The organism is Sphingosinicella sp. BN140058, assembly GCF_004135585.1.
GTDB lineage: Bacteria > Pseudomonadota > Alphaproteobacteria > Sphingomonadales > Sphingomonadaceae > Allosphingosinicella.
In genome coordinates this window covers 2,320,072-2,339,195 of record NZ_CP035501.1, presented here as the reverse complement: position 1 = coordinate 2,339,195, position 19,124 = coordinate 2,320,072, and the positions used below count along the sequence as shown (strand labels likewise).

At 65.9% G+C, this 19,124-nt stretch carries 18 protein-coding genes and 1 tRNA gene; 5 read left to right on the top strand and 14 right to left on the bottom strand.

What is annotated here, in order from left to right; translation table 11 throughout:
• Positions 1 to 25: 25 nt before the first annotated feature.
• Genes holA through ETR14_RS10500 form a run of 4 tightly spaced genes read right to left on the bottom strand, consistent with a single transcriptional unit; the run spans position 26 to position 4,583 of the window.
• Positions 26 to 1,048: a DNA polymerase III subunit delta gene (holA, locus tag ETR14_RS10515; RefSeq protein ID WP_129384558.1), complete on the bottom strand. Its 1,023-nt coding sequence runs from the start codon at positions 1,046 to 1,048 to the stop codon at positions 26 to 28.
• Positions 1,045 to 1,548, bottom strand: coding sequence for an LPS assembly lipoprotein LptE (lptE, locus tag ETR14_RS10510; RefSeq protein ID WP_129384557.1), 504 nt, complete (start codon positions 1,546 to 1,548; stop codon positions 1,045 to 1,047). Before lptE ends, holA begins: the two co-directional genes overlap by 4 nt.
• Entirely contained in the window at positions 1,545 to 4,097 is a 2,553-nt protein-coding gene (leuS, locus tag ETR14_RS10505) for a leucine--tRNA ligase (protein WP_129384556.1), read from the bottom strand. Before leuS ends, lptE begins: the two co-directional genes overlap by 4 nt.
• A gap of 12 nt (positions 4,098 to 4,109) precedes the next feature.
• The gene (locus ETR14_RS10500; protein WP_129384555.1) at positions 4,110 to 4,583 is read right to left on the bottom strand and encodes a DUF3576 domain-containing protein; all 474 of its coding nucleotides are present in this window, start codon (positions 4,581 to 4,583) and stop codon (positions 4,110 to 4,112) included.
• Positions 4,584 to 4,822: 239 nt separating this feature from the next.
• On the opposite strand from ETR14_RS10500, the gene ETR14_RS10495 reads away from it, so the two are divergent.
• The gene (locus tag ETR14_RS10495; protein WP_243455854.1) at positions 4,823 to 5,536 is read left to right on the top strand and encodes a hypothetical protein; all 714 of its coding nucleotides are present in this window, start codon (positions 4,823 to 4,825) and stop codon (positions 5,534 to 5,536) included.
• On the opposite strand, the gene ETR14_RS10490 is transcribed toward ETR14_RS10495, so the two are convergent.
• Positions 5,430 to 6,038, bottom strand: coding sequence for a thiamine phosphate synthase (locus tag ETR14_RS10490; RefSeq protein WP_371416813.1), 609 nt, complete (start codon positions 6,036 to 6,038; stop codon positions 5,430 to 5,432). The genes ETR14_RS10495 and ETR14_RS10490 overlap by 107 nt on opposite strands.
• Before the next feature lie 58 nt (positions 6,039 to 6,096).
• On the opposite strand from ETR14_RS10490, the gene ETR14_RS10485 reads away from it, so the two are divergent.
• Together ETR14_RS10485 and ETR14_RS10480 are read left to right on the top strand one after the other, a co-directional pair.
• The gene (locus ETR14_RS10485; protein WP_243455853.1) at positions 6,097 to 6,762 is read left to right on the top strand and encodes a YggS family pyridoxal phosphate-dependent enzyme; all 666 of its coding nucleotides are present in this window, start codon (positions 6,097 to 6,099) and stop codon (positions 6,760 to 6,762) included.
• Positions 6,759 to 7,442 carry an HAD family phosphatase gene (locus ETR14_RS10480; RefSeq protein WP_129384552.1) on the top strand — a complete coding sequence of 228 codons (684 nt, stop codon included), beginning with the start codon at positions 6,759 to 6,761 and terminating at the stop codon, positions 7,440 to 7,442. The genes ETR14_RS10485 and ETR14_RS10480 overlap by 4 nt, the downstream gene beginning before the upstream one ends.
• A gap of 98 nt (positions 7,443 to 7,540) precedes the next feature.
• On the opposite strand, the gene ribA is transcribed toward ETR14_RS10480, so the two are convergent.
• The 4 genes from ribA to ETR14_RS10460 all read right to left on the bottom strand — a co-directional run bounded on the left by ribA (position 7,541) and on the right by ETR14_RS10460 (position 12,688).
• A complete protein-coding gene (gene ribA, locus ETR14_RS10475; protein WP_129384551.1) occupies positions 7,541 to 8,584 on the bottom strand; it encodes a GTP cyclohydrolase II in 1,044 nt (347 codons plus the stop codon).
• Positions 8,581 to 9,375, bottom strand: coding sequence for an exodeoxyribonuclease III (locus ETR14_RS10470; protein ID WP_129384550.1), 795 nt, complete (start codon positions 9,373 to 9,375; stop codon positions 8,581 to 8,583). The genes ribA and ETR14_RS10470 overlap by 4 nt, the downstream gene beginning before the upstream one ends.
• 253 nt (positions 9,376 to 9,628) lie before the next feature.
• A complete protein-coding gene (locus ETR14_RS10465) occupies positions 9,629 to 10,249 on the bottom strand; it encodes an outer membrane lipoprotein carrier protein LolA (RefSeq protein WP_371416782.1) in 621 nt (206 codons plus the stop codon).
• Between the two features lie 114 nt (positions 10,250 to 10,363).
• A complete protein-coding gene (locus tag ETR14_RS10460; protein WP_243455852.1) occupies positions 10,364 to 12,688 on the bottom strand; it encodes a DNA translocase FtsK 4TM domain-containing protein in 2,325 nt (774 codons plus the stop codon).
• Between the two features lie 300 nt (positions 12,689 to 12,988).
• Here ETR14_RS10460 and ETR14_RS10455 point away from each other — a divergent pair, with 300 nt between their 5' ends.
• Positions 12,989 to 14,197, top strand: coding sequence for a UbiH/UbiF/VisC/COQ6 family ubiquinone biosynthesis hydroxylase (locus tag ETR14_RS10455; protein ID WP_206186019.1), 1,209 nt, complete (start codon positions 12,989 to 12,991; stop codon positions 14,195 to 14,197).
• A 40-nt stretch (positions 14,198 to 14,237) separates the two neighbouring features.
• On the opposite strand, the gene ETR14_RS10450 is transcribed toward ETR14_RS10455, so the two are convergent.
• From ETR14_RS10450 to ETR14_RS10440, 3 genes are read right to left on the bottom strand one after another with little or no spacing between them, the layout of a single operon-like run.
• Complete coding sequence (locus ETR14_RS10450) at positions 14,238 to 14,411, bottom strand: Trm112 family protein (protein ID WP_129384548.1); 174 nt, start codon at positions 14,409 to 14,411, stop codon at positions 14,238 to 14,240.
• Positions 14,408 to 15,037, bottom strand: a complete 630-nt coding sequence (locus ETR14_RS10445) for an LON peptidase substrate-binding domain-containing protein (protein ID WP_129384547.1) — start codon at positions 15,035 to 15,037, stop codon at positions 14,408 to 14,410. The genes ETR14_RS10450 and ETR14_RS10445 overlap by 4 nt, the downstream gene beginning before the upstream one ends.
• Positions 15,037 to 15,933 (bottom strand): tetratricopeptide repeat protein, encoded by an 897-nt coding sequence (locus ETR14_RS10440; RefSeq protein WP_129391672.1) that lies wholly within the window; start codon positions 15,931 to 15,933, stop codon positions 15,037 to 15,039. Before ETR14_RS10440 ends, ETR14_RS10445 begins: the two co-directional genes overlap by 1 nt.
• Positions 15,934 to 16,096: 163 nt before the next feature.
• Between ETR14_RS10440 and ETR14_RS10435 the strand changes: the two genes are divergently transcribed.
• Positions 16,097 to 16,171 (top strand) — tRNA-Gly (locus tag ETR14_RS10435).
• Between the two features lie 82 nt (positions 16,172 to 16,253).
• Here the strand turns inward: ETR14_RS10435 and ETR14_RS10430 are convergent.
• Together ETR14_RS10430 and ETR14_RS10425 are read right to left on the bottom strand one after the other, a co-directional pair.
• Positions 16,254 to 18,377 carry a TonB-dependent siderophore receptor gene (locus ETR14_RS10430; RefSeq protein ID WP_165356402.1) on the bottom strand — a complete coding sequence of 708 codons (2,124 nt, stop codon included), beginning with the start codon at positions 18,375 to 18,377 and terminating at the stop codon, positions 16,254 to 16,256.
• A gap of 242 nt (positions 18,378 to 18,619) precedes the next feature.
• Positions 18,620 to 18,970: a GFA family protein gene (locus ETR14_RS10425; RefSeq protein WP_129384545.1), complete on the bottom strand. Its 351-nt coding sequence runs from the start codon at positions 18,968 to 18,970 to the stop codon at positions 18,620 to 18,622.
• Positions 18,971 to 19,124: the final 154 nt, after the last annotated feature.

The following is a 19,124-nucleotide window of genomic DNA, read 5'->3' as shown; positions in this document are numbered from 1 at the left end:
CCCGTCGGCCGAGCGGCGTCTGCGATCAGCGCAGACGCGCCGCCTGGCGGCAGATCGCGAACAATTCCTCGTCGACCGCTGCCGCGCCGAGTCCCCCGGACGCCTTGGCCTGCCGTTCGGCTTCAACAAGGCGGCTGACGCTCTTCGCGAGAAGCTCCGAGCGCCAGCGGCCGACCTGCGTGGCGACCGAGCCCTTCTCCTTCCAGAACAGCGCCTTTCCGGCCGTCGCCATCACCGAATCGACGCTGCTGCCGGTCTCGACCGCAGCACGCAGCTTGGCGAGCAGACTCATCCGGCGCAGCACGGCCCGTATCAACGGAATGCCCTCGATGCCTTCGCTCGCCAGCCGCGCCAGCTCGGCACCGAGCTGATCCGGCTTCCCCCCGCTGACGCTGTCGACCAGGCGGCTGAGATCCCCTTCCTCGGCGCTGGCGCCGATCGCATCCAGAGCATCGTGATCGACGGGCTGAGGCTGCGCCGGATCGGCATCGACGAACAAGGCGAGCTTGTTCAGCTCCTGGGCCAGGACCGCACGATTGCCGTTGCACGCGTCGGCAAGCCGCCGAGCCAGATCGGGCCGCACGATCAGGCCATGCTCGCGTGCCATCTCGGCAACGAGGCGGTCGGCTTCCTGGCCCTCCGGCGCATAGCTTGCAAAGGCGAGCGCCGCCGGCTCCGCCAGAGCGAGCTTGAGCAATTTAGAGCTGGGCTTCAACGCGCCGGCGATCAGCACCACCGGATTGCCCGCGGCGGGTGCCTGCAGGAGCGCTTCGACCGCCGCCAGGCTCTCGTCTCCGGCAGGTTCGACGATGATGTAGCGGGCGCCGCCGAACAGGGAGATCGAGGCCGCTTCATCGGCTAGGCGCGCAGGATCCGCCTTGAGCTCGGCGCCGCTGAGCTCGATCCGCTCGGCATCGGCACCAGCCGCCGCCTTTACGTGCCGGACCAGTGCTCGGGATCCGGCATCGTCAGGGCCGTAGAGAAGGAAAAAGCGCCATTCGGCCGGGGCCTTGAGCGCGCGGTCGATCTGCCCCTTGGCGGCCTTCACCGCTCCGGGCCGCCGCGCGAGGCGAACTGGGCGAGCCGCGCCACGATCTGGTCTGCGACTTCGCTGGAGAGCCGTTCGAGCGCCGTCTGCTCGGCCGCGACGGTGGCATATTCGGAGCTGACCACGTCGATGCCCGCATCAGAGCCTGCAGTTGCGTCGAGCACGACAGTGCCTTTGTCGGCCTCGACCAGCCGGTAGCGGGCACGCAACGTCCGCCGCTCGCGCGTCTCGGCATCGTCGCGGCGCACACCGAAGCCGATGATCTGATCGTCCAGAGTGACTTCGAGCCGGTAGCGGTGTGCTTCGCCTTCTTTCGTGCCGAGGCGGTCTTCCAGCGCCGTCCGCACCAGCCAGCCGCCGCGGCCGCCGATCGGTGCGACGTCCACCGATTGCAGGGCCTGGGCCACCGGGCCGGTGCTCCCTCCTCCGTAGAGCGGCCGCAGGCCGCACCCCGAGACACCCAGCGCCAGCGCAACGAGCAAGGCGGCCCGGCCGCTCATGCGACGATGTTGACCAGACGGTCTGGCACGACGATGACCTTGCGGGGCGGCTTGCCGTCGAGCAGCCGCGCGATCTTTTCCGATCCCAGCGCCATTTCCTCGAGCATGTCCTTGGCCGCGCCCTTGGGTGCCGTCAGCGTGTCGCGCAGCTTGCCGTTGACCTGCACGGCGATCGTGACCTCGTCCTCAATCAGCAGCGCCGGATCCACGGCGGGCCATGCCGCATCGGCAATCAGCCCTTCGCGGCCAAGCCCGGTCCATGCCTGTTCGGCAAGGTGCGGTACCATCGGCGCAACCAGCAGCAGCAGGGTCTCGATCGCTTGCGCGCGGGCAGGGGAAGGGGCTGCCTTCTCGATCGCATTGGCGAGCTCGTAGATGTTGGCCACCGCCTTGTTGAAGGACAGCGATTCGACGTTGGCGGCAACTGCGGCGATGGTCTGGTGGAGCTTGCGTACCAGCGCCTTGTCAGCCGCCGACTCTTCGTTGTTGCCGAGCCAGGTCGATCCGCCTTGCTCGGCCAGTTCGGACGCAAGCCGCCAAAGCCGCTGAACGAACCGCCAGCTGCCCTCGATGCCCGCCTCGCTCCACGGCAGATCGCGCTCGGGCGGGCTGTCGGACAGCATGAACCAGCGCACTGCGTCCGCACCATATTGATCGAGGATCGGCTCCGGATCGACGGTGTTGCGCTTGGACTTGGACATCTTCTCGACCCGGCCGACGGTAACGGACTCGCCGCTCTCCTCGACGACCAGGCCGCCGTCACGTGACACCACCTCCCCGGGGCTGAGCCAGCGGCCGTCGGGCGCCTTGTAGGTCTCGTGCGTCACCATGCCCTGAGTGAACAGACCCTGGAACGGCTCGTCGACGTCGATGCGGCCTATCCGCTTCAGCGCACGGGTCCAAAAGCGTGCATAGAGCAAGTGCAGGATCGCATGCTCGACACCGCCGATATATTGATCGACCGGAAGCCAGCTCTCGGCCACCGCGCGGTCGAACGGCTGGTCTGCCGGCTGGCTGGCGAACCGGATGAAATACCAGCTCGAATCGACGAACGTGTCGAGAGTGTCGGTCTCGCGCCGTGCAGCCGCGCCGCACGTCGGGCAGTCGACCTTGGACCAGGTCGGATGTCGATCGAGCGGATTGCCGGGAATGTCGAAGCTGACATCTTCCGGCAGCACGACCGGCAGCTGGTTCATCGGCACCGGCACGGCGCCGCAGCGCTCGCAGTGGATGATCGGGATCGGCGTGCCCCAGTAACGCTGACGCGAAACGCCCCAGTCGCGCAGGCGCCACACCGTCGTGCCTTCGCCCCAGCCACCTTCCTCGGCGCGGGCGATCACTGCGCGAATGCCGTCCTGGGCGGTGAGCCCGTCGAGGAAGGCGCTGTTCACCAGCCGGCCGGGCCCGGTATAGGCTTCGTCGCCGATCGGCTCGTCAGCCTCTTCCGGCGTCGGCGCCACCACCCGGGTCACCGGCAGATCGTATTTGCGGGCGAAATCCAGATCGCGCTGGTCGTGCGCGGGACAGCCGAAGACGGCGCCGGTGCCATATTCCTTCAGCACGAAGTTGGCGACGTAGACGGGAAGCGTCCACTCCGGATCCAGCGGATGGTGGACCCGCAGGCCGGTGTCGAAGCCCTTCTTCTCCGCGGTCTCGAGTTCGGCGGCGGTGGTGCCGCCCTTCTTGCAATCCTCGATGAACGCGGCGAGATCCGCATTGCTCTGCGCCAACGCCGTCGCGATCGGATGATCGGCCGCGATCGCTGCGAAGCTGGCGCCGAAGATGGTGTCGGGCCGGGTCGTGAACACCTCGAACCCGTCTTCGCCGCCGGCGGGCGCCGTCAGCGTGAAGCGGAACCGCAGGCCCTGGCTCCTGCCGATCCAATTCTCCTGCATCAGCCGGACCTTCTCCGGCCAATGGTCGAGCGTGCCGAGGCCGTCGAGCAATTCCTCTGCGAAGTCGGTGATCTTGAGGAACCACTGGCTGAGCTTGCGGCGTTCCACCAGCGCGCCTGATCGCCAGCCGCGGCCGTCGATCACCTGTTCGTTGGCGAGCACGGTCATGTCGACCGGGTCCCAATTGACCTCGCTCTGCTTGCGGTAGACGAGACCTGCCTCGAACAGATCAAGGAACAGCGCCTGTTCCTGGCCGTAATAAGCCGGATCGCAGGTGGCGAGTTCCCGACTCCAGTCGAGCGCGAAGCCGATCCGCTTCAGCTGCGCCCGCATCGCCGCGATATTGTCCCAGGTCCACGCTCCCGGATGGACCTTCTTCTCCATCGCGGCATTCTCCGCGGGCATCCCGAACGCGTCCCATCCCATCGGATGAAGCACTTCGAAGCCGTTCATCCGACGGTAGCGCGCAAGCACGTCACCCATCGTGTAATTGCGCACATGACCCATGTGGATGCGCCCCGACGGATAGGGGAACATCTCGAGGATATAGGCCTTCGGCTTGTCGCTCGCGTCGGAGGCGTGGAAGGTTCCCCGCTCTTCCCAGACTTTCTGCCAATGGGCATCGGCCTCGAGCGGATTGAAACGCGCCGCCATGTAAGAACTCCTTTAGCCGGCGATCGCGTTCCGGCGCAGGTCGCGAGCCTTGGTGAGGATGACTTCCTCCAATTTCTGCACGGTGGCGGCGGTGACGGGTGCGTCGACCCACTGACCGTTGCGCAGCACCTGCCGCGAGGCGGCGACGCGCAGCGCGTCGGCGCGCAGATCGCGATCGAGAATGGTTGCGGTGACTTTGACCCGGTCGCCCTGCGTGTTCGGATTCTGATACCAATCGGTGACGATCACGCCGCTGTTCGCATCGGCCTGCACCAGCGGCGCGAACGAAAGCGTGTCGAGCGCAGCGCGCCACAGATAGGCATTCACCCCGATCGTGGTGACGTTCGACGCCGCGAGATCGGCCGCCCGCACCCGATCCGGTTCTCCCTTGCCAAGCGTCTTGTTGATGTCCTTCTGAATGAAATCGCAGGCGCTCAGCGAGAAGGCCAGCCCGATCGAAAGGGCGAGAGTGGCGGCGCGTACCATCAGGGCGGTTCCTTGGAAACTACAGGGGGTCAGGCGCCGTTATAGATAAGCGGACGCGGGCGGCAAGCGTCTTGGCCCGCGCGATTCAGGCGCTATGCAGGACAGCGGTGTCATGGAAGTGCAACCTCGATTGTGGACAACGTGCAACAGCCGATAGGATTCGTTTCGGACCGACTTCTGATTGCTGGTTTGAAGCGTTCCATCGCTCTACATCACATCGACAGGGAGAGTCGTAAGGCGTGTTGAAGATCGTTGGCATAAGTGCGGCAGGGACCGTGGCGCTGGCAGCGCTTGCGCTCGTGCTCACGCCTGCGCTCGCAGCACCCTCGAAATCCCCGCCGGCGGCGCGTTACCGTCTGACACCGTCCCGCACCGATGTGTTCACGCCGGCCGCCGCCGATCCGCGCTTGGCAGCCGAACTTGCACGTCGCGGTCTCAACGGCGGCAATTTCCGATTCACGCCGTCCAATTCGACGAGTGTCAGCAGCCGCAACATCCGGGTCGCTGTGCGTGCACGCGCCGCGACTCCGGCCCAGGCGATCCGCGCGGCGGAGAGCTCGTCAACACCGGTAACGGCGATCACGCCGAGCGCCTACAATCTCGGCGTGTCGGTCGGCTGGCGCAATTTCGCGCTGTCCGGAGACGTTGCAGAGGTCAAGGGCGGCACTCTTCCCGGCGGCCGCAAGAATGCCGAAGTCGGCGTCAGCTATTCGGGCAAGCGCTTCACCGGCCGAATCGAGGCCGGCGTCGACAAGTCCGATCCGACGACCCCGCGGATCATTCCCATCGAGAATGGCTATTCGCTTGGTGTCGGCGGCTCGTACCAGATCACCCGCAACATCGACGTCACCGGCGGCGTCCGGTACAAGTTCCAGCGCGATCGCCTGGAGCCGGTGAGCGATCAACGGCGTGACAGCCAGGCCGTCTACATCGGAACCGCCTTCCGCTTCTGATCGCGTCGCGGCATGGCCCCGCACCCGCACCCCACGCGTCGATCGCCGCCCAGCCAAAGGCGCCGAGCGCTTTCAGCCCGTCTGCAAGCCGCGGCGTGACGCCGCCGAGCGCGATGACCGGCACTCGACATTGACGCGCGAGCAGACCGAAGCGCACCCGGCCAAGGGCAGGTCGGCCGGGATGAGATCGGGTCGGGAATACCGGCGACAGGAAGACGAGGTCCGCACCGCCGCGTTCCGCCGCCCGGATCTGCTTCAGATCATGGGCGGGCGCGGTGCGCAGGCCGTGACCCCGCCGACCATGATTGCCGTCGCCGCGGAGCGGCAGCGGACCTGCCACGACCAGAATCAGGCGCCGACGACGTGCCACCCCCCGGACGGCCAGGAACAGGCGTCGCCGCGCCTCGACGGGCAGTCCATAATGGCGGAATATGACGCCGGCGCCGCGTGGCAGATGCTCGAGCGCGTCCCAGAGAGTCTCTCCTTGCCTCTCATCGGTCATCAGCCAGAGGCGTGGCAGAGGCTGGCGGCGGCGCATGGCGCTTCCTATAGCAGCCGCCATGATTGGTGCAGCAGAGGAACGACTGGGCGAGATCCGGTCGCGGATCGACAAGGCGGCGCGCCTGGCGCAGCGCAAGCCCGGCGAGGTGACCCTGATCGCGGTCTCCAAAACCCACGTACCCGAAGCGATCCGGCCGCTGCTCGTAGCCGGTCAGCGCGTTTTCGGCGAAAATCGCGTCCAGGAAGCGGAGGCGAAATGGCCGGCGCTGAAGGCCGAGTTTCCCGACGCCGTGCTGCACCTGATCGGGCAGCTGCAATCCAACAAGGCAGAGGAGGCGGTCGATCTTTTCGATGCCATTCACGGCGTCGACCGACCATCGCTCGTCACGGCGCTCAGCAAGGCGATGGAAAAAAGCGGCCGCCGGCCCGACTGTTTCCTCCAGGTCAACATCGGTGACGAGCCGCAGAAAGGTGGCTGCGCGGTCGCCGAGCTTCCGGCCCTGATCGAGGCGGCACGCACCGCCGATCTGCCCGTGGTCGGGCTGATGTGCATCCCGCCCGCCGATGTCGAACCCGCGCCCTATTTCGCGCTGCTGGCGGAGCTCGCCCGGCGCAACGCTCTCGCGGGCCTCAGCATGGGGATGTCGGGCGATTTCGAGACGGCGGTCACCATCGGCGCCACGCACGTCCGGGTCGGGACAGCCTTGTTCGGAGCGCGCGCGTGACCGTTCGCGGACTGATCTTCGACTTCGACGGCGTCCTTCTCGAAAGCGAATATGCCGGCAACCTCCAGATTGCCGACTATCTGACCCGGATCGGCCATCCGACCACACCCGAGCATTCGATGGCGCATTTCATGGGTCTCTCCGGACCCGCCTTCCTCGCGGCGATCGAGAATTGGATCGGGCGGCCGCTGCCCGACGACTTCCACGCCGCACGTGCCGAAGAGGATGCGCTCGTCCTTGCGCAAGGCCTCGAGGCGGTGGCCGGAGCGGTCGCGTTTATCGAGGCGCTACCGCCGACGCTGCCGAAAGCGATCGCCTCGTCCAGTTCGAGCCACTGGATCACCACCCATCTCGATCACCTCAAGCTTCGCCACCATTTTGGCGACAGGATCTTCAGCGGCGCCGAGCATGTCGCACGCGGCAAGCCTGCGCCCGATCTCTACCTGCTCGCTGCCGATAAAATTGGCGTGAACATCGAGGATTGCGCGATCATCGAGGACAGCCCGGTCGGCGTGACCGGCGCCGTCGTCTCGGGTGCGAAGGTCATCGGCCTTTGCGCGGGACGTCACTGCGGCGCCGATCACGCGCAGCGGCTGCGGGAGCTCGGTGTACGCCATATCGCAGCGAGCTTCGACGATGTCGCGGCGCTTCTGTTCGGAGACGTGTCGAAGCCGGGGTGAGCGGCGTCCGCACCGCCATGGGCGGATCCAGGATCGTCTGGGCAGGCGGCGACTTCGGCGACACCCCGTTCGCATCGGGCGCCGGCACGCGTCGCGGCTCAGAGCATGTGGCCGCTACGGGTCCGCTTGGTTTCGAGATAGGCCGCGTTGTGCGGATTGATGCCACGCTGCAGCGGCACCCGCTCGACCACCTTGATGCCCGCAGCTTCGAGTCCTGACGCCTTGCGTGGATTGTTGGTGAGCAGCCGCACCTCGGTCTGGCCGAGCGCGGCGAGCATCCGCGCGGCGACGGTGAATCGGCGCTCGTCGTCGCCGAAGCCGAGCCGAAGATTGGCGTCGACGGTGTCGAACCCCTGATCCTGCAAGGCATAAGCGCGCAGCTTGTTGATCAGGCCGATGCCGCGGCCTTCCTGGCGGAGGTAGAGCAGGATCCCCCATCCTGCGGCGGCGATCGCCTCCAGCGCACCGTCGAGTTGCGGACCGCAATCGCATTTCAGCGATCCAAGCACGTCGCCGGTGAGGCATTCGCTGTGCAGGCGAACCAGAGGCGGAACGCCGGTCGGCTGGCCGATCAGCAGCGCGATGTGCTCCGCGGGATCGCCGGCGGTCCGGAACGCGACGATCTCGCCTTTCTCGCTATGTTCGGTCGGCAGCCGCGCTCGGGACGCGATCGTCACCGTGGGATGCTCCACCGCCGCGAGGATATCCGCGCTGGAAAGCCGAACCGAATCGTCGCTGGCGGTGCCGCCGGCGAACAGCGCCGGCAGCAGGCCGGCGACGCGGGTGAGCTGTATCGCGGCCTCCGCCCCGGCCGGAGCAATACCGGCGCGAAACGGACCTTTCAGCGGATTGGAAAGATCCCGCGCCGGATCGGCGATCGCGATGGCTTCGGCAAGATCGATCCATGGCGCCCGCTGAATCAGTACGGGGCCGGTCGGAACGGCCTCGCGCTGGTTGGCGAGCTTGAGCGTCACGGCACGGGGGCCCGAGATCAGCAGATCGGCCGCTCGCGGCGTATCGAACCCTGAAAGCGCAGCGTCGTCAGCGGTCTCGACGCCGAGAAAGGCCGTGCCGTCGATCGTCACGGTCCAGCCGCGCCGAAGCGCGTCGATGCCGCGGGCGACGTCACGGCGTGCGGTCACAGGACGAACTCTGTCACCAGGGGCACGTGATCGGACGGCTTGATCCAGCTCCGACAGGGCTCGTGGACGTGGTGACCCGTCGCCTGCGCCGCGACGTCTTTGGTCGCCCACATGTGATCGAGTCGCCGACCGCGATCGTTCTTGGTGAAATCGGGTGAGCGATAGCTCCACCAGGTGTGCAGCCGTTTCGGCGCTGGATGGAAGTGGCGCCCGAGATCCACCCAGTCGTTGCTCGCCTGCAATCTGCTCAGCGCCTCGACCTCGATCGGCGTGTGGCTGACGACGTTGACCAACTGCTTGTGGCTCCAGACGTCGCACTCGAGCGGCGCCACGTTGAAGTCGCCGACCAGGATCGTCGGGCAGTCGCATTCTTCCGACCAGCGCGTCATTCGCTCGATGAAATCGAGCTTCTGCCCGAACTTGGAGTTCACCTCACGGTCCGGAACGTCACCACCGGCCGGAATGTAGACATTCTCGAGGCGAATGCCGCAATCCAGGCGGGCGCCGATGTGCCGAGCCTCGCCATTCGCCTGCCAATCGTGCTGCTGATCTTCATGCAGGGGAATGCGCGAAAGAATGGCGACGCCATGGTGCATTCGCTGGCCGCGGATCATCTGATGCGTGTAGCCGAGCTGATGAAAGGCATCGGCCGGAAAGTCGGCATCGATCACCTTTGTCTCCTGAAGGCAGAGAATGTCAGGAGATTCGGACCGAAGGAACTGCTCAACGATGCCGATCCGCGCGCGCACCGAATTGATGTTCCAGGAAGCGATTTTCAGAGATGAGGACATGCGGGGCATGTAGCGACGGGAAGACCGATCCGCCACCACACTCGACCCGCGCACGGTTCTTGAAATGGAAAGGCCCCCGCTCCGGGGGCGTGGAGCGGGGGCCAACCTAGCGGTTTACGCGAGGCGGATTGCACTTTCCGGCTGGGCAACAGGGGGAAAACCCGAACCGTTCTGTCGCAATCGCAGTCTGTTGTTTAGACCCGCCTACCTGTCGCTTGGATGAATGATTCCTCGGTTCTCAAACAAAACTGAATTATTTCGGCCGCTGGAACGTGAACGCGCTGTCGGCAACGGGAACGTTGAATCGCTGGTTGGTGAGCTTGACGGTGGTGCGATTGTTCTGCGCGTCGATCACGGTCCACCCCTGGAGCAGCAGGCCCGCCGGTGCCGACCGCACCCGGGCGAAGCCGAGCGTGACCGTGCCATATTGCGGCCGCTTCGGATCCTTCGCCTGGACCAGCAGGGTCTGCGAATCGCTGCGGACGACCTTCGCGATTCGCGCCAGATCGGGATTGGGATCGAGCAGGACACCGAGCGGAGAATTGCCGATCGGCCAACTGTCGGGCCTTTTGGTCTCATAGTCGATCATGTGAAGCCTCTTGCCGTCCGCCACGATCAGCATCGGCACGTCCGGCTGGTACTGAAAGCGGATCTTGCCGGGCCGTTTCAGCGTGAAGGTTCCGGTGAGCGTCTGGCCGCGCCGATCCGTCTGGCTGAAGCTCGCCGTCATCGTGTTGACGGCCTTGAGATGAGCGGTGACCGCCGCCAGCGGCGAGGTCGCCTGCGCCTGCACCGCCGCCTGCGGCACCATCACCGCCGCGGCGGCGACGGCCGGCGCCATGGCCAGCGCGAGCGCTTTCGAACGCAACATCATGTGTCTCCTGAGATCATCATTTGCGGGAGCGATAGGGTCGCCGCGTTGAATGCCCACTGAACCTGCCGGTTCCCGCAAGGGGAGCTGCGTCGGCCGCCTTCCTGACGTCACCGGTCAGATCGGGCGCCCCTCGGGGTCGACGAGAACCTCACGCCGGCCGACATGATCGGGCGTGCTGACGATCCCGTCTTTCTCCATCCGCTCGATCAGGCGGGCGGCATTGTTGTAGCCGATGCGGAGCTGGCGCTGAATGTACGAGGTCGACGCCTTCTGGCTTTCCGCCACCGTCTGTACGGCCTTGCGGTAGAGCTGGGTCTCCGCATCGTCGTCGCCGGTCGGCTGGCCTTCGAACATGTAGCCGCCGTCCTCGGGCTCTTCGGTCACCGCCTGGATGTAATCGGGTGTTCCCTGGCCGCGCCAATGATCGGCGATCGCGCGCACCTCCTCGTCGGACACGAACGGGCCGTGGACGCGGGCGATCTGCTTGCCGCCGGGCATGTAGAGCATGTCGCCCTTGCCGAGCAGCTGTTCCGCGCCCTGCTCGCCAAGAATGGTGCGGGAATCGATCTTCGAGGTCACCGCAAAGGAGATTCGGGTGGGCAGGTTGGCCTTGATCACGCCGGTGATGACGTCGACCGACGGCCGCTGGGTGGCCATGATCAGGTGGATGCCGGCGGCACGCGCCTTCTGGGCGAGGCGCTGGATCAGGAACTCGACCTCCTTGCCGGCGGTCATCATCAGGTCGGCGAGTTCGTCGACGACCACCACGATCTGGGGGAGGACCTCATATTCGAGCTCCTCCATCTCGTATTTCGGCTGCCCCGTCTCGGCATCGTATCCGGTCTGCACCCGGCGCCCGAGCGGCTGGCCCTTGCTCTTCGCTTCACGAACCTTGGCGTTGAAGCTGGAGAGCTGGCGGACGCCGACGGACGCCATCATCCGGTAGCGCTCTTCCATCTGTTCGACCGTCCACTTGAGCGCGCGGATCGCCTTGGCAGGCTCGGTGACGACCGGCGCCAGCAGATGGGGGATGTCGTCGTAGATGCTGAGTTCGAGCATCTTCGGATCGATCATGATCATTTTGCACTGCTCGGGCGTCAAACGGTAGAGCAGCGACAGGATCATGCAGTTGAGGCCGACCGACTTGCCGGAGCCGGTGGTGCCGGCAACGAGCAGGTGGGGCATCGGCGCGAGGTCGGCGACGACCGGGTCGCCCGCGATGTTCTTGCCGAGCACGATCGGCAGCTGCGCGACCTGATCCTCGAATGCCTGGCTGGCGATCAGCTCCGAAAGGGCGACGATTTCCCGCTTCACGTTGGGAAGCTCGATGCCGATCACCGTGCGGCCGGGAATGGTGGCGACGCGGGCCGAGAGCGCCGACATGTTTCGGGCGATATCGTCGGCGAGCTGGATCACCCGGCTCGCCTTGATTCCGCTGGCCGGCTCGAGTTCGTACATGGTGACGACGGGCCCGGGTCGAACCTCGACGATCTCGCCCTTCACCGAAAAGTCTTCGAGCACGGTCTCGAGCAGCCGTGCATTGCGCTCGAGCGCCGCCTTGTCGAGCGTGCCTGCGGAACTGGGCGGCGGCGGCGCGAGCAGCTCGAGTGGCGGCAGCTGGTAGGAATCGCCGAGCGCGAGCTGCGCCTGCCGTTCCTTGTTGGGCCGGCGCGTGTCGGGGGTCGGTGCTGCGGGCCGGTCCTTGATGACGGTTCGTGATTGCTCCGGCTGGTTGATCACCGGCGCGCGGGCGGGCCGCTCGGACGCGGCAGGAAGATCGTCGTCTTCATACTCCGCGTCGTCGTCGTGATCGGCATAATCTCCTTCATCGGCGCGCGCACCGCGCAGCCGGCCCAGCCGCCGCGATGCGATCCAGCTCAGCTCCTCCGATCGGGGGGCGAGACCCATCCAGAGCAGCACCAGCCCGGCGAGGCCGAACACGCCCATCAGAGCGATTCGGAACGGCTCGGTGACGCCGGAATCTCCGATCGCCGCCAGGCCGACACCGACCAGCTTGGCGATGGACAGGCCGAACGCTCCGCCCCAGCCGGCGGGAAGGCCGTTCACGGCCTCTCCCGACAGCAATGCCGCGCCGGTCCCGACCAGGGCGAGCCCAGCGAGGCTGAGCAGCAGGCCTTTGCCCCATCGACCCACGCCGCTGCCGCTCGCGATCCGCACGCCGAGGAGGAACGGCAACGGCAGGATCAGGACGACTGCGACGCCCCACAGGGTGAGCAGCAGATCTGCAGCCCACGCCCCTGGTGCGCCAAGCCAGTTCGAAACCGGACCGGCAGCCGCAGTGTTCAAGGCGGGATCGGTGGTGTGATAGGTCGCGAGGGCCAGCGCCGACAGCAAAGCCGCCGCGACGAGGGCGCCGCCTCCGGCAAGCGCGCCCGTTCGCCGGGCGCCGCGCCTGACGCCGTCCCGCCAATGTGCCATGCGCTCCTGACGAGCGCCCTGCGCTGCCCTTGTCGCCATTCCCGTGCCCCGTATGTTCCGTCTGCCGTTCATGCGCTTCGGGAGAGTCCCGGGTCAAGCGCCCGCCCATTTCGAGCTGCGCTTTGCACCCGACATGAGACCGTTTGCGCACATCTTAAGGATTTGTAGACGATTTAGACACTGTCACGTTGTCCGATCGTGACGAACGGTATCGATAGCCGGCGCGAATGATGGGCAATGGTCGGGGTCGGCATTGCAAAGCGCTTCCCCGTCCAACATCGAAGGGCTAGGGGCAGAGCCATGGATCGCGCGGACGTCATCATCCTCGGCGGCGGCCTCGTCGGCCTCACCACCGCCATCGCCCTTGATCGCCACGGTCTGTCGAGCATCGTCGTCGACCCGGCCGATCCGGAGCTCACTCTGGCGCCGGCTCATGACGGCCGCGCCACCGCGGTGTCGAGTGCCTCCTGGCGGATGCTGGAAGCCATCGGAGTCGGTGCCAGGCTTGAGGGCGAAGGCTGCCCGATCCGCTCGATTCGGGTCAGCGAAGGGCTGGAGCCGGGCGGTATCGTCTTCGATCCCGAGGAGGGCGACGATCCGCTCGGCATCATGTACGAGAATCGCCGGCTTCGTCAGGCGCTGCGCGAGACTGCGGCCGAGGCAGCCAACATCCAGTTGCTGATGCCGGCAGCGGCGGCGGATGTCGTTCGGGACGGCACCGGCGTGCGCGTCGCGCTGCAGGACGGCCGGATGATTGCCGCCCCGCTGCTGATCGCGGCCGAAGGGCGCAATTCGCCGACGCGCGACGCGGCGGGAATCGCGATGGCCCGGTGGAGCTACGATCACCATGCGATCGTGCTGACGATCCGCCACGAATATGTTCACGAAAGCACCGCCTACGAAATCTTCTATCCGAGCGGACCGTTCGCGATCCTGCCGATGCTGCCCGGGACACGCTCCGCGATCGTGTGGTCGGTCCCCGCGGCCGACGCGGCCGCGATCGTCGATCTGCCCGCGCGGGCGATCGCTGCCGAGATCGAGAAGAGGATGGGCGGTTTTCTCGGCCGGATTGAAATCGCCGGACCGCGGTGGAGCTATCCGCTCGGCTTCCATCATGCGGCCACCATTACCGGCCAGCGGCTCGCCCTCGTCGGCGACGCCGCGCATGGCATCCATCCGATCGCGGGTCAGGGCCTCAACCTCGGCTTTCGTGACGCCGCTGCGCTTGCTCAAGTGCTCGTCGAGGGTGCCCGGCTGGGGTTGGACCTCGGCGATGCGCAGTTGCTCACCCGCTATGAGAAGTGGCGAAGCCTAGACACATTCATGGTTGCGGCCGCGACCGACGGCCTGACCCGGATCTATGGCGTTCCCGGTCGTACGGCTTCGGCGATTCGCCGCTTCGGCATGGGCATCGTTCAGCGCATCGGGCCCTTGCGTGCGCAGCTCATGGCGGAGGCCCGCGGGGAGACGGGCGATCTACCGTTGCTGTTGCGCGGGCTCCAGATCTGAATTCAGGAGATCGCAGCACCAACCCGATGACGGCGCTGGATCACGAAGCTTCGTCCAAGTGCCGAGCCTCTTCGACGATCAGGACGGGCACGCCATCGCGGATCGGGTAAGCGAGGCTCGCGGCATCCGAAATCAAGAAATCCTTGTTTTCGTTCAGCCGCAACCGCCCGCGGGTGACCGGGCAGACCAGGCGGGCGATCAGATCCGGGCTCACTGCATCGTCTCCGGTCCGTCGGCGCCGCCGGGGATCATGCGCTGAAACTGCATGAACTGGACGAGCAATTCACAGCGATCCGAGATCGCCGGTGCTTCCAGCAGCGCTTGCTTCGAGCCGACGTCGAGCGGCGCGATCTGCGCGATCCCGTTGACCAGCATCTCGTCGTCGAGCCGCGAGACCGCCTCCCAATCGACGGCGTAGCCGAGCGCATCGGCGTACCGCCGGGCTTCCTGCTCGAGCTCGGCCCTTTGCGCGATGCCGAGCGGATCGTCCTCCTCATGGTCGGCGAAGGGACTTCGATCCGCCTCGACCTGTCGATAGAGCGTCTCCGCCCGTATCTCGCGCGTGACACGAAAGCGGGTCAGGCCCTCGAGGACGATGTTGAACCGTCCGTCGTCCAGCTCTTCCGCGGTTTCGATCCGGCCGAGACAGCCGGTCTCAAACAGAGCCGGAATGTCCTGCTGATCGCGAGGCTGGATCATGCCGATCAGGCGATCCCCTGCCAGGGCATCCCGGATCATCGCCCGATAGCGCGGCTCGAAGATGTGCAGCGGAAGCTGCGTACGGGGGAACAGCAAAGCGCCCGCCAGTGGGAAGATCGGGATTCGCAGCGGGTCGGCCATCAGGTGAACAGAATGGCCGAGAGCTTGCGGCGCTGATCGCCGGCCCAGGAATCCTCGAGCCCGACCACTTCGATGAACTGGAGCAGCCGCTTGCGCGCGGCGCCTTCGTTCCAATCGCGGTCCCTGCGGATGCTCTCCAGCAAGTGGTCCGCGGCGGCGTCGCGCTGGCCTGCCGCCATCAGCAATCCGGCAAGCTCGTAGCGTGCGTCGTGATCGTCGGCATTGGCGGCGATCCGCTGCTCGAGCGCACGTGTGTCCTCGCCGGCCGGAGCGATCTCGGACAGGGCGATCGCCGAACGGGCGCGGGCGATCGCCGGGTTGTTCGCGTCCTTCTCGGGCACGCCATCGAGCAAAGTGCGCGCTTCGTCGGCGCGTCCGGCGGCTGCCAGGGCACGGGCAAGGCCGGCAATCACGTCGACATTGTCGGGCGCCATTTCCAGGATCTGGCCGAAGATGCTGGCGGCCCGCTCACCGTCGCCGTCCGCGAGCACCTGCTCGCCCATCGCAATCAGCGGCTCGATTTCGGCCTCGAGTTGCTGGGCCTCGCCTTCGATCGGCAGCTGCTGCAGAATCTGGTCTAGGATTCGGGTGAGCTGGCCCTCCGTCCGCGCCGGCGTCAGATCGGCGACGAGCTGCCCCTGGAAGATCGCGTAAACGGTCGGGATCGACTGCACTCGGAATTGTGCCGCGACGAGGCGATTCTCGTCGACATTGACCTTGACCAGCTTGACGCCGCGATCGGCATATTCACCCGCAACCTTTTCGAGGATCGGGGTCAGCTGTTTGCACGGGCCGCACCATTCCGCCCAGAAATCGAGAATGATGAGGGCGCTCATCGACGGATCGATGACGTCGCGCTTGAAGGCGTCCAGCGCTTCCTTCTCCGCCGCGCTCATGCCCAATGTCGCCACGTTCGTCTCTCCAAGATCGTTGAGTTCCTGCCCTATGTGGGATTCCGCACCTGTCTGCCAACCCTTTCGCATTCGGGGTTGCGCACCCCGAAAGGCGGCGCTATCAGCCCCGCACCCCAGCCGTTCATCACGAGCGGTGCAGCGTCGAGCGGGCGTAGCTCAGGGGTAGAGCACAACCTTGCCAAGGTTGGGGTCGAGGGTTCGAATCCCTTCGCCCGCTCCAATTTCTTGCAGCATCCGAGACCTTCCCTTCGGGGGCATCCGCGCTTGCGCGCGGGCGAGGGTCGCCGCCCGCACGAATCAGGTCAAAAGCGTCGGACGATGCTTGCCGTCACCACCCGCCGCGTACCGAAGAAGCAATTTGTGTTGCTGTAGCAGCGAGCGACATAATCCTTGTCGAACAGGTTGCTCGCGGTCAGCGCGAATCGCCAGCTCGCGCGATCATAATGGAGCGAACCGTCGAACAGGGTCGCCGCCGGATTCACGAACACCGTCGGCGCGAATGCCGACGTGAGGTTGCCGGCGCTCTTCGCAAGATGCCGCATGCCGAAGCTCGCGCCGAGACCGGCCAGCGTGCCGTCCTGAAAGGTGTAATCGGCGAGAGCGGAGAGCTTGTGGTGCGGTGTCACCGGGAGCTGATCGCCGAGATCCGGACCATTGCTCTTCGTCACCTCCGAATCGGTGTAGGTGTAGGAGGCATTGAGGCTGAGGCGTTCGTTGAAGCGCGCGACGAGCTCGGCCTCGACTCCCTTCACCGTCACTTCACCGGTCTGCACCTGAAAGGCCTCCCCGCCGACGTTGGCAGCGTCCGGCGTGAGCACGTTCTGCTGGGCGAGATGATAGGCGGCAAGGGTCGCGAACAGCTTGGTGCCCTCGGGCGCATTGCGAGCGTCGAACTTGAGACCGGCTTCGATCTGCCGGCCGGTGGTCGGATCGAACGGGGTGCCGTTGCGAGTCGCCCCCGCCACCGGCTCGAACGAACGGGCGAAGGACAGATAGGGTGAGATGCCGTTGGCAGAGACGTATGAGAGGCCGGCGCGGTAGGTGAAGTCACCGAAGTTGCGGCGTGTGTCGGAGAGCTTTTCCCGATCGCGCACCCAATCGTGGCGTCCGGCGACGGTCAGGATCAGACCGCCGACCCGAAGCTGGTCTTGCGCGTAGAGGCCGATCTGCCTCTGCTGCTGATCGGAGAAGGGCAGCGGGGGCAGCGGCGGAATGGCAGTGCCATAATCGGGGGTGTAGACGTCGATCGGCGGGATGCCGAAGCCGAACGCGCTCGAGCCGAGATAATCGTAGTCGCGATAGTCTATTCCGACCACAAGATCATGCCGAACGGCACCGGTTCGCACGTCGGCGTTGAGCCGAGTGTCGACGGCGAAGGTGTCGACATTCTCTCGGAACGAGAAACTGTAGCGGGCGACGCTGCGATAGTCATCGGGAATGCCGTCGAAATCGTCATCGACGAAGCCGTTGCCGCCGACGCCCCGCTGATCCGAATAGAGATGGGTATATTTGAGGTTCTGGCGCAGCGAGAGGCTGTCGCTGAAATCGTGACGGACGTCGTAGCCGATGCCCCAATGCCGCCGAAGAAAGCGATTGTAGCCGGGCTCGCCCAGATTCGCCGTGCTCGAGATACGCCCGTTCGGGTTGGGCGACAGAGTCCCCGCGGCCGGCAGAAAGCCGCCGCCGTCGCCGGTGACCTCATCGCGCTGGAAATAAGAGAGCAAGGTCAGGCGCGTGTCGGGGCCTGGACGAAGCGTCAGCGCCGGCGCGACGAAGAGCCGCTCCGAATCGACTTTGCGGGTCTGCGTGCCGCGATCACGATACAACGCCGTCAGGCGGGCGCTCACCCTGTCGGCGAGGGGGCCGGTCACGTCGCCGTTGACCTGCCAGTGGTCGCGGTTGCCGAGCTGCGCCTCGATCTCGCCGCCGAATTCGTGTCGGGGGCGACGGCTGGTGACGTTGACGATCCCGCCAGGGGGCGCGAGCCCGTACAGAACGGAGGACGGCCCCTTCAGGATCTCGACCGACTCCGCACCATAGAGATCGAGGCCGGTGTTGGCGATTGAGCCGATCGACGCCTGCAGCCCGTCGACGAACTGCACGGGTTCGAAGCCCCGCATCGTCAGCCAGTCGACCCGCTCGTCGGGGCCGTAATTCTCGCCGGTGACGCCGGCGACGTAGCGCACCGTCTGAGCGAGGTTCGACCAGTCGAGCAGATCGATCTGATCGCGGCTGATCACCGTTACCGACTGCGGCGTCTCGATCAGCGGGATCTCGCCCTTGTTGGCCGCTTCGCTGCCCGCCGGCACATAATTGGGGGCAGTGACGATGATCGCTTCGTCGGCCGGCCCGGACGTTTGCGCTCCGGCTGGTGCGGCCAGGGCCGCGCAGGCGAGGAGCGGGACGGAGGAAAGGGAGGGGGGCATCAGACGTTCGATCCTTTGATCAATGACGGCGGGCAAAGGCCCGGACGAAGGCGCCGATCGGCAGGGCCAGCGCTGCCAGGCGGCAATGTCGCCAGCCGTCGCCGCACCATTCACGCTGCGCATAAATTGATAATCAGTCGCAATAGCAGGGTGAAGGGCGAGCGCAAGGACCGGATTGACGCAGGGGGCTGCTCCCGAAAGCGCAGAGCGGGTCCGGCCGGTTAGGCGGACGGGATCATGGGCTACCGACTGGCGCCGTCATAGGGGACGACTTCCAGCCGCTCGACATCGAGCCCATCGACGCAGCGCAGGTTGATCTCGATGATCGGCTCTCCGTAGGAGCCAAGTCCTTCGGCGAACGGCGCACAACCGCAGGTTTTGCAGAATTGATGGCGAACGGCGTGCGTCTTGAACGAATAGACCTGAATGTCGTCACGGCTGCAGTTCAGCGTGAAACGTGCCGGGATGGTGAAGTGGTGGAGATACCCCTTTCGCCGGCAAATTGAGCAATTACATGCCATCGCACGTGCAGGTGGACCCTCGGCAAGGCTGAAGGCGACTTTTCCGCAGTGACAGCTGCCCTGTATCGGCATGACTTTCCTCTCCCCCGTTTCCGAGGAACTTCCGCGAGAGAAGCCCAGCGGTCAACTGGGGATAATCCGGGGTGACGGCGCGCGTTTGTATCGATCCGGCGCCCAGTCCCATGATTGGACACGGATCCGTCTTCAGCGCCGGCGCGCAATGGAG